Below are 14,324 nucleotides of genomic sequence, written 5' to 3'. Positions count from 1 at the left end.
GGAACTTTCATGCGATCAGGGCAGGAACCGGCTGTTCACCAGGTTCGCGATGCGCTGGTAATACGAACCGGTGGTGCGCACGAACAGGTCCAGCGCCTTGGCCTCCCAGCCGATCAGCACCCGGCCGTGGCCCTTGCGTACTCCCTCGGTGATGGTCTGCGCGGCCATTTCCGGGGAGTGCATCGCCAGCTTCTTGTCGAAGAACGAGGCGAACTGCTTGGCGTCGATGCCCTCGGCGTAGGTCGCGTTGCGCGCCACCGCGGTCTTGATGCCGCCGGGGTGCACGCAGGTGACCTTGACCGGATGGCGCCGCGCCAGCATCTCCTGCCGCAGCGACTCGGTGAAGCCGCGCACCGCGAATTTCGCCGCGTTGTAAGCACTCTGGCCCGGCACCGCGATCAGGCCGAACAGGCTGGACACGTTCACGACGTGCCCCTCGCCCGACTCGATCAACAGCGGCAGGAATGCCTTGGTGCCGTTGACGACTCCCCAGAAATCGACATCCATGATGCGCTCGATGTCCTTGAACTGGGAGTCGGCCACCTCGCCGTGGAAGGCGATGCCGGCGTTGTTGTAGACCTGATGCACGACGCCGAAGTGCTTGTTCACCTCGTCGGCGTACAGCAGCACGGCTTCGCGCTCGGCGACGTTGAGCCGGTCGGACTTCACCTGCGCGCCCAGAGCCTCGCACCGCCGCACGGTTTCGGCGAGCCCGTCGTTATCGATATCGGACAGCGCGAGTTTCGCGCCGCGCCGGGCCAGATTCTCGGCCAGAGCGCGGCCGATGCCCGACCCCGCGCCCGTGATCACACAAACCTTGCCCCGGAAGTAAGCGTCGTTGCTCACTGTGCTGCCACCACTTTCAGATCGGACCGAGCGGCCCCGTCGGCATTCCTGGACGTGTCGTAGGCCGACACGTCGAACTTTTCCAGCAGTTTACGGAAGCGGAAGGTGAAATCCGGCCAGAGCGTGGTGTTGTTGCCGTGCTTGTCCAGATACCAGCTGGCGCAGCCGCCGGTGTTCCAGACGCTGCCGACCAGCTTGCCCTGCAGCTCCCGATTGAACTTGTCCTGCACGTCTTTTCGGACCTCGACGGTGCGCAGGCCGAGCCGGTCGACGGTGGCGATCGCGTCGGCGACGTAGGTGATCTGCGACTCGATCATGTACACCATCGAGGTGTGGCCCAGGCCCACGTTCGGGCCGAGCAGGAAGAACATGTTGGGGAAGTTCGCGATCGCCGCGCCCTTGTACCCCTGCTGGCCGGAGGTGTCGAAAACCTCGGCGAGCGTGCGGCCGTCGCGACCGGCGACGACCTCGTAGGCGGGCGAATCGGTGACGTGGAAGCCGGTCGCCACGACCAGGGCGTCGATCTCGCGCTCGGTGCCGTCGGTGGTGACGATCGAACCCGCGCGGATCTCCTGGATGCCGTCGGTGACCAGGTCGACATTGTCGCGGCCCAGCGCCGGGTAGTACTCGTTGGAGATCAGCATGCGCTTGCAGCCGATCCGGAAGTTCGGGGTGACCTTGCGGCGCAGCTCCGGGTCGCGAACCTCGTAGGCCAGCTTGGCCCGCGCGATCGCCTCCAGCACCCGCATCGCGGGCGGGAACTTGGCCAGGCCCACGACCTGGGTCTCGCGCGCGGCGTAGATGGCCGCCCGCGACAGCTTCTGCACGCCCGGAATGTGTTTGAACGCCAGACGCTCGGGCAGCGTGTACGGGCGGTCGATGCGCGGCAGCAGCCACGGCGCGGTGCGCTGGTAGACGTCGAGGTGGGCGACCTGCGGCGCGATGGCGGGCACGATCTGGATCGCCGAGGCGCCGGTGCCGATCACCGCGACCCGCTTGCCGGTCAGGTCGGCGTCGTGGTCCCAGCGCGCGGAATGGAAGATCGTGCCCTGGAAGTCGTTGATGCCCTTGATATCCGGCAGGTTCGGCTCGCACAGCGCACCGACCGCCGAGACCAGGATGTCGGCGGTGAAGGCGCCCTTGGAGGTCTGCACCTCCCAGTGCGCCTCGGCGTCGTTCCAACGAGCGCCGGTCATGTCGCAGTCGAAGACGTGCTTGTCGCGCACGCCGTAGCGGTCCGCCACGCCGCGGATGTAGCGCTGGATCTCCGGCTGCTTGGAGAACGAGCGCGACCACTCCGGATTCAGCGCGAAGGAGTACGAGTACAGCTGCGACGGCACATCGCAGGCCGCACCCGGATAGGTGTTGTCACGCCAGGTGCCGCCGACATCGCTGCCGCGCTCGATCACCAGGTAGTCGTCGCGACCCTGCTGGCTGAGCCGGATCGCCAAGCCCAGACCCGAGAACCCGCTGCCGACGATCAGAACGTGTACATGACGGGCGGTCCGGTCGACGCCTTTGTCTGTAACCTTGCGACTCATGTACCCGAGCCTAAGCGGTTATTGAGCAGGAGTCAACAGTATTGACTCACGTTCAGTAGGATGGTGCCGTGAACAGAGGTCCTGGTGAGAACGGCAAGCGGGTACGACTGAGCCCGGATGAGCGCCGGGAGCAGCTGATCGCGCTGGGTGTGAAGATGCTCGGCGACCGCGCTCTCGAAGACATCGCCATCGGCGATATCGCCGAGCAGGCCGGAATCTCCCGCGGCCTGCTGTTCCACTACTTTCCGTCCAAGCAGGACTTCCATCTCGCGATCGCGCACCGCGCCAACGCCGAACTGCTGTCGCGCACCGCCCCCGATCCCGGCCTGCCGCTGTTCGACATGCTGCGCGACGCGGTGCAGCGCTACGTCGACTACGTCAGCGAGAACCGCACCTCGTACCTGGCGCTGCTGCGCGGCCCGGCCAGCTCCAGCCCGGAGCTGATGGCCCTGGTAGACCAGACGCGCGGCGCCATCGTCGATCGCATCCTCGCCGAGGCGCCCATCCCGATCGAGGATCCGGATCAGCCGCGGCTGCGGCTGGCGGTACGCGGCTGGGTCGCCTTCGTGGAGGAGACGACGCTGAGCTGGTTGCGCGACGCCACCATCACCCGCGACCAGCTGATCGACATGCTGGTCGAATCGCTACCGGCGCTGGCGCTCAATCCGCTGTTGACCGAGGCGTTGCGCCCCTGATCATCTGGCGGCGACGTACCAGCGGAAGTCGTCCGAGCCGTGCGGGCCGCGCTGCCGGATGAGCTCACCGAGGCGCACGGCCGGCTGCACGAGGGTGAAGTCGGCGCCCGTGCCGACCACGATGCCGACGAACAGGCCCATGCCGTAGCTGACCGGGCTGTAGACGATGCCGCCGGAATCGCCGTGGTCGACGGTGAAGGAGGTGCGCATGTGGGTGTCGGCGATACTGCTGATGACGCCGCAGGTGGTTCCGGTGCGCGTGCCCTCCTTGCACACCCGCTGGCCCACCGCCGGATCGCTGTCGACCGCGGAGATCGCGATCTCGTCGGTCTTGGCCGAGACGACGACATTGTCGGCCAGCCGCACCATGGCGAAGCCGAGGTTGTCCACATCGCCGTCGGGGACGCCATGCTCGTAGGCCCCGATGCGGCGGCCGTCCTCGTCGCGCACCTGCGCCCCGGACTCGAAGCAGTGGCCCGCCGTGATCGCGTACTTGGTGTCGCCGATATGACCGAGCAGCCCGACCGAGCACACCTGGCCCGTTGTCCGGATGGCCATGCCCGGATAGATCCGCACCTGGCCGGCGGCATTGGCGGGTGCCGCCACGGTGGCCGCCGCCAGCAGCAACGCGCTGATCAGCAGCAGGATGCGGCCCGGCCCGCGAAGGCGGCGGACGCGTCGGGACAGCGAGGTCTGGGGATGACCGAGGGGTGGCATGGCGGCTCCGAAAGTGACAGCGAGACTTCAACATTAAGCCCGCCGCGCGGGTAGCACCAGAATTGGGCACATCGACGCCACGGACCGCCGCGTGTCGCCGGTGTGTTCAGCTCTCGTACTCGTACCCGGACCGGTCCCCAGCACGATACGCCGACAGTGCCGTCAGCAGGGCGGCAATGGGAATTCAGTCGGCTCAGACTACTCGCCGGAAGGTACCGGCGGGCGCGGATCGGCGACCACGGCGGGCGTGTCCAATTCGGCCAGCACCCTGGGCAACTCGGCGGCGAACCGCTCCGGATCCAGCAGCGCCGGATCGGCCGACACGCCGATTCCCAGCACCCCGTGCCAGCTCAGCACGCCCGCCACCAGCGGCACGCCCGGGGCCGGTGGCAGGATCGGGAAGACCTGGGCGATCGGCAGGCCCGCGAAGGTCATATCGCCCTCGGGCCCGGCCATATTCGACACGATGGCGTGAAAGAACCCACCGCCGTACACGTTCCGGGCGAACCAGCCGACCACCGGTTCCGGCAGCAGGCGCAGTCCGGTGCCCATGACGAAATGCGAAGCGAGCGCCCGGGTTCCGCTGTGCAGGCGGGAACTGCGCGCCCGGATCTCCTCCAGCAGATCGGCGGGAGCGGTGGGCGCGAACGGCACGTCGGTCATGACGGCGGCGGTGAGGTTGCCCTCGGCCGCCGACGACGGCTCGCGGACCATCAGCGGCACCGCCACCCGCAGCCGGTCCCGCAGCGGACCGGCCCAGTCCGGCCGCATCCGCTGCAAGCCACAGACCATGACGGTGAGCAGCACGTCGGTGACCCGCGCCCGCCGCGAGCGCGCAACCGCCCGAACGGTTTCCAGGTCCAGCCCGACCACCGCGAAGGTGCGGTGCGTGGACCCGGCGGGCAACCGTCCGGCGGGACGCGCGTCCGTCGCGAGCTGAGCGAATCCGGTCGCCGTCGCCACCGCGGTCGCGGCCCGGCCGGGCCCGCGCCGGTCTCCGACGGTCAGATCGACCCGGGGCCGCAGCAGATGCAGCGCCTGCACCACCGTCCCGACCCCGTCCGCGACGGTGTGATGCAGCAGCAGCACGACACCCACCACGCCGACCGTCCGGTCCCGCACCAGTACCAGCCGCCACAGCGGGCGATCGCGCGGCAGCGGCACGGCCGCCAGTTCGGTGACCAGCCGGGCGATATCCGCGATCCACGGCGTGCCGTCGACGGTCGACGACACCCCGGCCTCGATGACCCGCTCGGTGACGTGCCAGTCCCAGTCGATATCCGAATCCACCCAGCGGGCGCGGCGGAAGCGACCGGCGAGCCGCAACCGCTGTCGGAAACGCGGCAGCTGGCCGAGTTCGCCCCGGACCAGCGCCCGGATCTCCTCGACTCGCGGTCCGCCGTCCGGGCGGGGGCGCAGCACCACCATGCCGCCGACCTGCTGCGGCAACCCGGCGTCCTCGATGTGCAGGAAGAAGGCGTCGGCGGGCGGCACCACCGGCGGGCGGGCATACCAGCGATCGACCGCCACGATGCTCGCCGCCACGAACGCGGCGGCGATAACGGCATCGACCACGAAATGGTTCGCCGTGGCGACGATGACGTACACGGTGATCAGCACGTGCAGCGCGCTCAGCAGCTGCACGACCAGCCCGCTCGCGATCCGCGCCAGCACCACGCTCACCCACAGCGCCCACCCGACGTGCAGCGACGGCACCGCAGCCAGCTGATTGCTGCCGTCCACCAGCGGCGTCCCCCACGAACCCCAGGTGCCGCCCGTGACAACGGTGTCCACGAAACCCAGGTCCGGCAGCAGCCGCGGCGGCGTCACCGGATAGACCGCGAAACAGGCGATGGCGAGCACATTCAACAACAGAAACGAGTCGCGGGCCCGGGGGTAGTCGGCGGGTCTGCGGAAATACATCCAGAACAGCAATACGAACGCGGTGACGATGTAGGTGAAGGCGTATTCGTAGTTCGCGATGGTGGCGAGCCCCTCGTGCGCGGCCAGCCACCGATTCAGCGAGAGTTCCACATCCAGGTGCAGCCACCGTTCGAAATCGAACAGCGAGCGCGCGTGCCGATCGGCCGCGACTCGCCGCTGCGGGCTGTGCAGCGTATCGACCAGCAGATACAGCCCGAACACGGCGAGCCCGACCGCGATGTCCCGCCACAGGACGGGCCGCGATGGATTGCCCACGTCAACCGTAATAACACAGGTGACACGGCTCGTTAAGATCTTTCGGCAGGCTAATTATCGGCAAGTGGCGCTCGAATTCCGCCGCCGCGCCACGCTCGCCGCCCACACGGGCTCGAGACCGCGGTTCGATGCCCGTCACGAATACTCGGCCGCCGCTGTCTCGGCGCGTCGCGATTTCAGCGACCACCGTCGCCGGGTTCCGCACTGGTCGGGGAGCCGCCGCCGTCGGCGCGCAGCGCGTATTCGTCGTCCGGGGCTGCCTCGGTGTTGTCGTAGAACGCCTGCGCCAGCGGGGAATGCGCGAGTCCGGCGATCCCCCATGCCATCAGCGCACCGGCGACCGCGATACCGGCCAGCGCGCCCGGCTCCAGCGGGATCGTCACCCGGAAGGCCAGGATGCCGACGATGTAGCTGGTCACGGGGTTGGTGACGCTCATCGCCGCGATCGCCCAGGGCAGCGGGCCCGCGGCGAAGGCGGCCTGTTCCAGCAGCAGGCCACTCAGCGTGGACAGGGCCAGCAGATATCCCGGCCAGTCCACCGCGGTTGCCGGAACTCCGCGGTGCAGCAGGTCGTCGGTCGTGAGCTTCATGAACACCGCGCTCATCGCGAAACAGATGCCCGCGGCGACGGCGACCAGGTTGGCCGCGACGCGGATCGAACAGCGGGTGCTGACCGCGGCGAGCAGCGCGACCAGTCCGGCCGCCGAGACCGTCGCCAGCAGCACCCGGGACCGTTCCGGATCGCCCGACAGCGGCGCGGCGCCCTCCACGCTGAACAGCACCGCCAGCCCCACGCACACCAGCAGCGCGTAGAGCAGGTCCCGGGGCAGCGGGCGCCGCTGCCGCCCGGCCGCCTCCAGCGGCACCGCGAACAGCAACTGCGTCGACATCAGGGGCTGCACGGCGGCGACCGAGCCCACCTGCAGCGCCGCGGCCTGGGTGAGGAAGCCGGCCAGATTCGTCAGCCAGCCTCGCAGCCAGGTCCGGCTCCGCAACAGGCGGCGCATCAACATCGTCAGGCCCGGGACCCGCGCGGCTCGCGGCTGTTCCGCCACTACCTCGCGGGCCGCTCGCTGCTGCAGGAACCCGGCCGTCGCGAACAGGAACGCGGCCAGCACTCCCAGTACAACTACCAAGATCATGCGGACCCCCGGATGGTCGGCGATCTCTCCCCGACTTTACGCCCGGCCCACCGCGGCGCCTCGGCACCGGGGCCCGGGCGCACCCGGATCAGATGTCGTGGGCGTCCAGCCAGGCGCGGGCCAGCTCGCGCGGCACCGCATGGTCGTCACGGATGCGGCGCACCATCTCGGTCAGACTGTCCGTTGCCAGGTCAGCGGTGGTGAGTTCGCCCGCCACCCGATTGAGCTGCTTGATCTGGCGCCCGCTCAGCGCGCCCTTGCGAAACAGCGGGATGACGCTCCGGGCGCGGAAGGCGTAGTCGGGATCGGCGATCGGCACCAGCTCACCGGCCCCGCCGGGCAGCAGGGTCACCGGGGCGGTCAGCACACCGGCCTGAATCTGTCCGTCCCGCAACGCTTTCCGGAGTTCGGAGTCGCTCGGATAGACCGTGTGGTGGGTGATGTCGCAGCCGTAGACGGCGTGCAGCGGGTCGAGGACGTCGTGGCGCGGGTCCGGCGAACGGCGCAGCGGATCCAGTTCGCTGCCGGTGGCGATGCCGACGGTCAGCTCGCCACAGTGCGGGGCCAGGTCCGCCAGCGAGTCCGGGAACTGCTGGGCGGGCGCGGGCGCGAACACGAAGGACGGGCGCAGATCGGTGCCGTCGGCGATATCCGACACCGCCAGGCCCTCGGGCAGCGCGCGGCTGACCGCGTCCGACACGTCGGGAACGGGTTTCGCGCCGGGCGCGGGCGTGGTGGTGGCGGCGGCCGCGGCGAGCTTGTCGGGCCACCGCGCCCGCGACCCCGCGTCCAGGGCGCTCAGCAGGTCCCCGCTGTCGTCGCCGACCAGTTGCACCGTGCCGGCGTCGAGCGCGGCCAGATAGTCGCCCCGCTGCCCGAGCCGGGTGCGGGTGGCGGTCGGCGTGCCACCGCGGGCCAGCGCCCCGGCGTAGATCTCGGCGATCAGTTCGGACTGGGCGGAATTCCCGGCGCCGACCGTGATCGCCGCCCCGGAATCGCCGTCCGAACAGGAGACAACCAGCGTGGCGGCCAGGACCGCGACCACCGCGCGCGCCGACATCCGCACCGATGCGGCCAACACCATCCGGCGACACCCACTCCCGATAGTTGATAAGAACGACACGGCTGACACCGCGGACGACCGGCAGGTGGCCGTCCGAAGTCGAATCGTAGTCGGAGCTTCGCCGATCCAGCAGCGTGGTGGAAACCAGCGCCGATCGCCGCGAAACGAGAGGCGCCCGGCCGCGGTGGCCGGGCGCCTTCGTCAGCGAAACAGCTTGTTACGCAACGCCCTCCGCGCGTGCGGTGGCGGCGACGGCCTCGGCGACCGCCGGGGCGACGCGCGGGTCGAGCGGGCTCGGGATGATCTTGTCGGGAGCCAGCTCGTCGGCCACCACGTTGAAGATCGCGTTGGCCGCGGCCACCTTCATGCCCTCGGTGATGCGCCGGGCGCCCGCGTCCAGCGCGCCCTTGAAGACACCGGGGAAGGCGAGCACGTTGTTGATCTGGTTCGGGAAGTCGCTGCGGCCGGTGGCCACGACGGCGGCGTACTTGTGCGCGACCTCCGGGTGGATCTCCGGGTCCGGGTTGGACATCGCGAACACGACCGACTCCGGGGACATCGACGCGATCAGATCCTCGGCGATGGTGCCCGCCGACAGACCCAGGAACACGTCGGCCCCGGCCATCGCCTCGGCGGCGCCACCGGAGAGCCCGCGCGGGTTGGTCCGCTCGGCCAGCTCGGCCTTCACGGCGTTCAGGTCGGAGCGGTCGCGGCCGACGATGCCGCGCGAGTCCAGCACCACGATGTCGGACACGCCCGCCGCCAGCAGGATGTTGGTGCACGCGACACCGGCCGCACCGGCGCCCGACACCACGACCTTCATTCCCGAGATGTCACGGCCCAGCACCTTGGCGGCGCCGTTGAGCGCGGCCAGCACCACGATCGCGGTGCCGTGCTGGTCGTCGTGCATCACCGGGCAGTCCAGCGCCTCGACGACCCGGCGCTCGATCTCGAAGCAGCGCGGCGCGGAGATGTCCTCGAGGTTCACCGCGCCGAAACTCGGACGCAGCCGGATCAGCGTCTCCACGATCTCGTCGACGTCCTTGGTGTCGAGCACCAGCGGGATCGAGTCCAGACCGGCGAACTTCTTGAACAGCGCGGCCTTGCCCTCCATCACCGGCAGCGACGCGCGCGGGCCGATGTCGCCCAGGCCGAGCACGGCGGTGCCGTCGGAGACGACCACGACCAGCCGATCGGTCCAGGTGTAACGCTTGGCCAGCTGCTCGTCCTTGGCGATGGCACGGCTGACCTGCGCGACGCCGGGGGTGTAGGCGATCGAGAGATCGCGCTGGGTGTCCAGCGGGGCGGCCAGTTCCACCGAGAGCTTGCCCCCGAGATGGCCCGCGAAAATTTCTTCGTGCGTAATGGCGGACAGGCTGGCCGCATCATTCTCACGGCTCGCCGTGGCGGCGTTCGGTGCGTCAGTCACGGGTGACACGATCTCACTCCTGCTCGGTGGTGGCTACCCCGGCTGACGGTTACCGCCGGGTATCGGGATCAGTGGTTTTTCGGGTTACTCACGGGTTCGCTGCGCCCGCTCGCGGCGGTCGGTTCGATACCGCGCGGTAGCTACGACGCGGCAAGTCACGCGGGGCATGACGGCATTCGGTCCGCTGGTCGCCGCACAGATATGTCGAGCGAGAACCGGACGGGTGGGTCCGGGCAATACAGTGGGGTGATCCGCGATTCGGAGCCGTGCGTCACGAACCGAAACTCACCAACCGTCCCGGGCCGGGCGGTGGCGTCGGCCGGGAATCCGCAACATTCTGCCAGCCGGAGCCCGGACTTGCCAAATCGCTGTGCGACGAGTGCTGCCATCTACCGAGGGTAGCGGCCTCGAATTACCCCTGGGTAAGCGGAAACTCGCAGCTCGACGGCCGGAGCGGGTGAGCTGTCGCACCACTCGGAGCCGACCGGGTGTGAGGTCGTTACGCCGGAGTGAGATCCCGGTGCGGGGCCGTCCCCGGATCGCACTGCTCCGGCCGCACCCAGACCGACGCCACCCCGCCGGCCCGCAACCGGACCCGCCAGTCACCGGCCTCGTCCGGGTGGTCGGTGCGCCGGTGCATTCCGCGCGACTCGGGGCGGGCGAGCGCACTGTATTTGGTCCACCGCGCCACCGCCAGCAACGCCGCCGCCTGCCGGGCGCGCAGCCGCTGCGGGCCGCGGCCGCCGAGATCGACCTCCGTCACCGGCCACATGCCGTCGAGTTCGGCGATGCTGTCGCGCAGGCTGCCCGCGCTGCGCCAGTAACTGCGCCGCAACGGCAGCGTGTGCTCCTGCACCAGACCCACGACAGCCCGCGGATCGATACCGGCCGTGGCGTTCAGGCCCGCACCGGGCGCCGGGCGGGCGCGGCCCGGCCGTCCGCGCGCGAACGCGAACCGCGCCGCACCCGCGCCGGCCCACGCCCCCGACGACATCGCCCAGGCCCCACCCTGACCGCCGAAGCCGCCGACCGCGCCCGTCACAGGCTCGCGCGTGGTCACGTCACCCGCCCCGTACAGCCCGGGAACCGTTGTGGCACAGTCGAATCCGGCAAGCTGCAGGCCGCCGGTGCCGCGTACCGTGCCCTCCAGGACAGCGCGCAGCGGCACCCGCACCGGATCGCCGCCCCGGGCGGTGAACCACGGCGTGCGAGCCAGTTGTTTACGCAGCGGGCCGGGAATCTCGTCCAGCGCGGCATACACCCGGCGGCCGTCGGCGAGGGCGGCGAACGCCGCGGCCCGCGAGCCGAGCCCGGCGCCGCCGAGCGGTGTGCCGGATTCGTCGTACAGGGTGGCGAAGTGCAGGGCCGGGCGGATATCGCCCACCGGGGTGAGGGCGTAGGCGTTGGAGAACTCCATGCCCGACAGTTCCGCGCCGACCTCCGCACCCATCAGCAGACCGTCACCGGTGTCCACGTCGCTGCCCGCGCCGCCGGACAGGAAGGCGCAGCCGCCGGTCGCCAGCACCACCGCACCGGCGCGGACCGTCCACTCGTCGAATTCGTCGTGCGGCCGCACCCCGCACGCACCGGACACCGTGCCGTCGGAATCGATGAGTAATTGCAGGGCGGGGTGGTGGTCGAGAACGCGTACTCCCGCCGCGAGCAGACCGCGCCGCATTCGGCCGAGATATGTCGCGCCGTTCAGGCAGATTCGGGCAGGCCGTCCCACCCGGTCGACCGGAAATCGATATCCCCAGCGCACCAGCTGATCGACCCGGTGGTAGGTCTCCGCCAGCACCCGATCCATCCATTCCGGATCGCCCAGGCGACCGCCGTGCCGGTAGCTGCGTCGCACCGCCTCCGCACGGGCGGGGCCGGGCGGGATATACCACAGTGCGGCAGCACCTTTCGCGGTCGGGCCGCTGCTGCCGCAACGACCCTTGTCGACCACCGCCACCCGGGCGCCGGCCTGTGCGGCGGCCAGCGCGGCCCATACTCCGGCGGGCCCACCACCCAGCACCAGCACATCGACCGACATTTCAGTCACAAAGAAAAATGTTCGGTCACAATTCATTCGACCGCAACCGTTGGGATCAGCCTAATTCCACCATTGTGTAACCAATAGGTAACCTGCCGCCACAAAAACAACCACCGACCCGAAAAAGGCCACGAAACCGCGACTCCGGTCGGCGAAAATCTGCGCGGCCACGGCCATCAGCGCCAGCCCGATATGCCAGGCCAGCATCTCCGTGCCGGGCCCCGGGAACCCGCGCCGGTCACCCATGAACGCGGCGCCGAACAGCACCAGGGTCAGCATCACCAGGCCACCGGCGACGACGCCGCTGACCGCGCGCAGCACCTTCATCGGCGAACCTCGCCGCCGCCTCCGCCGAGCCCGCTCATGCCGCGATCACCGGCACCCCGGACGCCTTCTCCACCAGCGTCTCGAAATGCTGTGGCGCCGTGGTGAATTCGCCGAGCCGGATGGTCTTGTCGGCACCGTGGTAGTCCGACGACCCGGTGGTGATCAGGTTCAGCTCGGCGGCCAGTTCACCCAGCACGGCCCGGTCGGCGTCGTGATGGTCGGGATGGTCGACCTCGAGCCCGCCCAGCCCGAGCGCGGCCAGCTCACGAATCTCGTCGAGGGCCAGCAGCCGCCCGCGCGTGCGGGCCCGGGCGTGCGCGACCACGGTGACTCCGCCTGCGGCGGCGACCATCTCGACCGCGCGACGCAGCGGGGTGTCGGCCTTCTCGACGTAGTAGCGGCCACGCGGCGCCAGCAGATCCACGAAGGCGGCGTCCACCGTCGGCACCACGCCGCCTGCGACCAGGGCGCGCGCCAGGTGCGGGCGACCGGCGGACGGGCCCGCCGCGGCGAGGACCTCGTCCGGGTCGACCGGGAGACCGTCGGCGGCCATCCGCTCGGCCATGGTGCGAACCCGTTCCGCGCGCTCGCCCCGCAGCCGCTCACGTTCGCGGGCGAACGCGGCGTCGGCCGGATCGAACAGGTAGGCCAGCAGATGCACCGGCACCGGCCAACCGTCCTCGCCCGGCCCCACACACGACATCTCCATGCCCCGCACCAGGGTCAGGCCGGGCGGCAGCGCGTCGGCGGCCGTGGCCCAGCCGGAGGTGGTGTCGTGGTCGGTGAGGGCGACCACGTCGAGTCCCGCCGCGGCGGCCTTGCGGACCAGTTCGGCCGGGGTGTCCGTGCCGTCGGAGGCCGTGGAATGGGTATGCAGGTCGATGCGCACCCTGTCCATCTTGCCGAACCGTGGTGTGGCCTCGACCATCAGCGTGCGTAGCATCCACCCAATGCCGCAGATTCCGCCGCTGCCGTCGTTTCGCGGGCGCGGGCGAACCGCAGAGCCGCCGCACCGCATTCCGGTCCCCACCGCACGCGCGATCATCGACTGCGCGGTCTATGTGGAGGGTCGTCGGCTGCCGGGCCGGTTCACCCACGCCGAGGCGCTCGCGGAGGTCCGCGAGCGCGGCGCCGGGTTCGTCTGGGTCGGGTTGCACGCGCCGGACGAGACGCAAATGGACGATGTGGCAAAGACTTTCGGCCTGCACGAGCTGGCGGCCGAGGATGCCGTGCACGCCCGCCAGCGCCCCAAGCTGGAGCGCTACGACGACGTGCTGTTCCTGGTGCTGCGCACGGTGAAGTACGTCGAGCACGATCTGCACGCGGTCAGCGAGATCGTCGAGACCGGCGAGATCATGATCTTCATGGGCCAGGAATTCGTCATCACGGTGCGGCACGGCGAACACACCGGACTGCACGGGGTGCGCCAGGATCTGGAGGACAATCCGGAGCGGCTGGCGCTCGGGCCCGGCGCCGTGCTGCACGCCATCGCCGATCACGTCGTGGACTCCTACCTGTCGGTCACCCAGGAGATCGAGGACGACGTCGAGGAGATGGAGGAGGAGGTCTTCACGCCGCGCAGCCGGCTCACCACCGAGGCCGTCTATCAGCTCAAGCGCGAGGTGGTCGAGCTGCGGCGGGCGGTCAATCCGCTGGCGCTGCCGCTGCAGATGCTCTCGCGCAGCACGGATCTGCCACTGCCCAAGGAGATTCGGCGCTACCTGCGCGACGTGGCCGACCACCACACCGCCGCCGCCGAACGCATCAGCGACTTCGACGAGATGCTGAGCGCGCTGATCAACGCCGTGCTGGCGAAGGTGAGCGTGCAGCAGAACACCGACATGCGCAAGATCTCCGCCTGGGTCGCGATAGCGGCGGTGCCGACGATGGTCGCCGGAATCTACGGCATGAATTTCGACCACATGCCAGAACTCCACTGGATCCTGGGCTACCCGATGGTCTGGCTCATCATCCTGAGCGTCTGCGGCGGCCTCTTCTACACCTTCCGCCGCAACCACTGGCTATAGCGCAACCACTCCCTGCGCGCACTCCGCCACCGCAACCACTACCTACAGCACGCCCGCCACAACACCGCCTGCAGCGCACCCGCCACAACCACCGCCTGCAGCGCACCCGCCACAACCACCGCCTGCAGCGCACCCGCCACAACCACCGCCTGCAGCGCACCCGCCACAACCACCACTTGCAGCACACCCGCCACAACCACCGGCTATAGCGCACCCGCCACAACCACGGGTTGTAACACCTCGCGCCGCAACCGCTGCCTGTACGCACTCCCGCGCCGCAACCACTGCCTGTAGCGCTGT

At 69.8% G+C, this 14,324-nt stretch carries 13 protein-coding genes; 2 read left to right on the top strand and 11 right to left on the bottom strand.

All coding sequences use genetic code 11. The annotated features are described in order from the left end of the window. Positions 1-15: 15 nt before the first annotated feature. Positions 16-846: an SDR family NAD(P)-dependent oxidoreductase gene (locus tag NWFMUON74_RS06290; RefSeq protein WP_187687028.1), complete on the bottom strand. Its 831-nt coding sequence runs from the start codon at positions 844-846 to the stop codon at positions 16-18. Next, positions 843-2,387, bottom strand: coding sequence for a flavin-containing monooxygenase (locus NWFMUON74_RS06285; protein ID WP_187687027.1), 1,545 nt, complete (start codon positions 2,385-2,387; stop codon positions 843-845). The genes NWFMUON74_RS06290 and NWFMUON74_RS06285 overlap by 4 nt, the downstream gene beginning before the upstream one ends. A gap of 68 nt (positions 2,388-2,455) precedes the next feature. Between NWFMUON74_RS06285 and NWFMUON74_RS06280 the strand changes: the two genes are divergently transcribed. After that, positions 2,456-3,082: a TetR/AcrR family transcriptional regulator gene (locus NWFMUON74_RS06280; RefSeq protein ID WP_187687026.1), complete on the top strand. Its 627-nt coding sequence runs from the start codon at positions 2,456-2,458 to the stop codon at positions 3,080-3,082. On the opposite strand, the gene NWFMUON74_RS06275 is transcribed toward NWFMUON74_RS06280, so the two are convergent. The 8 genes from NWFMUON74_RS06275 to NWFMUON74_RS06240 all read right to left on the bottom strand — a co-directional run bounded on the left by NWFMUON74_RS06275 (position 3,083) and on the right by NWFMUON74_RS06240 (position 12,886). Then, positions 3,083-3,799 (bottom strand): chymotrypsin family serine protease, encoded by a 717-nt coding sequence (locus tag NWFMUON74_RS06275; protein ID WP_187687025.1) that lies wholly within the window; start codon positions 3,797-3,799, stop codon positions 3,083-3,085. A gap of 198 nt (positions 3,800-3,997) precedes the next feature. Further along, entirely contained in the window at positions 3,998-5,998 is a 2,001-nt protein-coding gene (locus NWFMUON74_RS06270) for a bifunctional phosphatase PAP2/O-acyltransferase family protein (protein WP_187687024.1), read from the bottom strand. 176 nt (positions 5,999-6,174) lie between these two features. Further along, positions 6,175-7,140 (bottom strand): DMT family transporter, encoded by a 966-nt coding sequence (locus NWFMUON74_RS06265; protein WP_187687023.1) that lies wholly within the window; start codon positions 7,138-7,140, stop codon positions 6,175-6,177. Positions 7,141-7,228: 88 nt separating this feature from the next. Continuing rightward, complete coding sequence (locus tag NWFMUON74_RS06260; RefSeq protein WP_187687022.1) at positions 7,229-8,224, bottom strand: glycine betaine ABC transporter substrate-binding protein; 996 nt, start codon at positions 8,222-8,224, stop codon at positions 7,229-7,231. 196 nt (positions 8,225-8,420) lie between these two features. Continuing rightward, the gene (locus NWFMUON74_RS06255) at positions 8,421-9,578 is read right to left on the bottom strand and encodes an NAD(P)-dependent malic enzyme (protein ID WP_187688964.1); all 1,158 of its coding nucleotides are present in this window, start codon (positions 9,576-9,578) and stop codon (positions 8,421-8,423) included. 553 nt (positions 9,579-10,131) lie between these two features. Continuing rightward, a complete protein-coding gene (locus NWFMUON74_RS06250; protein WP_232111114.1) occupies positions 10,132-11,670 on the bottom strand; it encodes an FAD-dependent oxidoreductase in 1,539 nt (512 codons plus the stop codon). Positions 11,671-11,730: 60 nt separating this feature from the next. Next, positions 11,731-11,997 carry a hypothetical protein gene (locus NWFMUON74_RS06245; RefSeq protein WP_187687020.1) on the bottom strand — a complete coding sequence of 89 codons (267 nt, stop codon included), beginning with the start codon at positions 11,995-11,997 and terminating at the stop codon, positions 11,731-11,733. 34 nt (positions 11,998-12,031) lie between these two features. Further along, complete coding sequence (locus NWFMUON74_RS06240) at positions 12,032-12,886, bottom strand: PHP domain-containing protein (RefSeq protein WP_187688963.1); 855 nt, start codon at positions 12,884-12,886, stop codon at positions 12,032-12,034. Between the two features lie 61 nt (positions 12,887-12,947). Between NWFMUON74_RS06240 and NWFMUON74_RS06235 the strand changes: the two genes are divergently transcribed. Further along, positions 12,948-14,024 carry a magnesium and cobalt transport protein CorA gene (locus NWFMUON74_RS06235; RefSeq protein ID WP_187687019.1) on the top strand — a complete coding sequence of 359 codons (1,077 nt, stop codon included), beginning with the start codon at positions 12,948-12,950 and terminating at the stop codon, positions 14,022-14,024. 38 nt (positions 14,025-14,062) lie between these two features. Here the strand turns inward: NWFMUON74_RS06235 and NWFMUON74_RS06230 are convergent, their stop codons facing one another. Further along, positions 14,063-14,224: a hypothetical protein gene (locus NWFMUON74_RS06230; protein WP_187687018.1), complete on the bottom strand. Its 162-nt coding sequence runs from the start codon at positions 14,222-14,224 to the stop codon at positions 14,063-14,065. Between the last annotated feature and the right edge of the window lie 100 nt (positions 14,225-14,324).

It is taken from the genome of Nocardia wallacei (assembly GCF_014466955.1).
Lineage (GTDB): Bacteria > Actinomycetota > Actinomycetes > Mycobacteriales > Mycobacteriaceae > Nocardia > Nocardia wallacei.
The sequence above is the reverse complement of the archived record's forward strand: the minus strand, read 5'-3'. Positions and strand labels throughout refer to the sequence as shown.

Bases quoted from the DNA above. Each gene is read 5' to 3' on its own strand.
- NWFMUON74_RS06285 (WP_187687027.1), bottom strand. From the start codon at position 2,387: ATGAGTCGCAAGGTTACAGACAAAGGCGTCGACCGGACCGCCCGTCAT.
- NWFMUON74_RS06275 (WP_187687025.1), bottom strand. From the start codon at position 3,799: ATGCCACCCCTCGGTCATCCCCAGACCTCGCTGTCCCGACGCGTCCGC.
- NWFMUON74_RS06265 (WP_187687023.1), bottom strand. From the start codon at position 7,140: ATGATCTTGGTAGTTGTACTGGGAGTGCTGGCCGCGTTCCTGTTCGCG.
- NWFMUON74_RS06260 (WP_187687022.1), bottom strand. From the start codon at position 8,224: ATGGTGTTGGCCGCATCGGTGCGGATGTCGGCGCGCGCGGTGGTCGCG.
- NWFMUON74_RS06250 (WP_232111114.1), bottom strand. From the start codon at position 11,670: ATGTCGGTCGATGTGCTGGTGCTGGGTGGTGGGCCCGCCGGAGTATGG.
- NWFMUON74_RS06245 (WP_187687020.1), bottom strand. From the start codon at position 11,997: ATGAAGGTGCTGCGCGCGGTCAGCGGCGTCGTCGCCGGTGGCCTGGTG.
- NWFMUON74_RS06235 (WP_187687019.1), top strand. From the start codon at position 12,948: ATGCCGCAGATTCCGCCGCTGCCGTCGTTTCGCGGGCGCGGGCGAACC.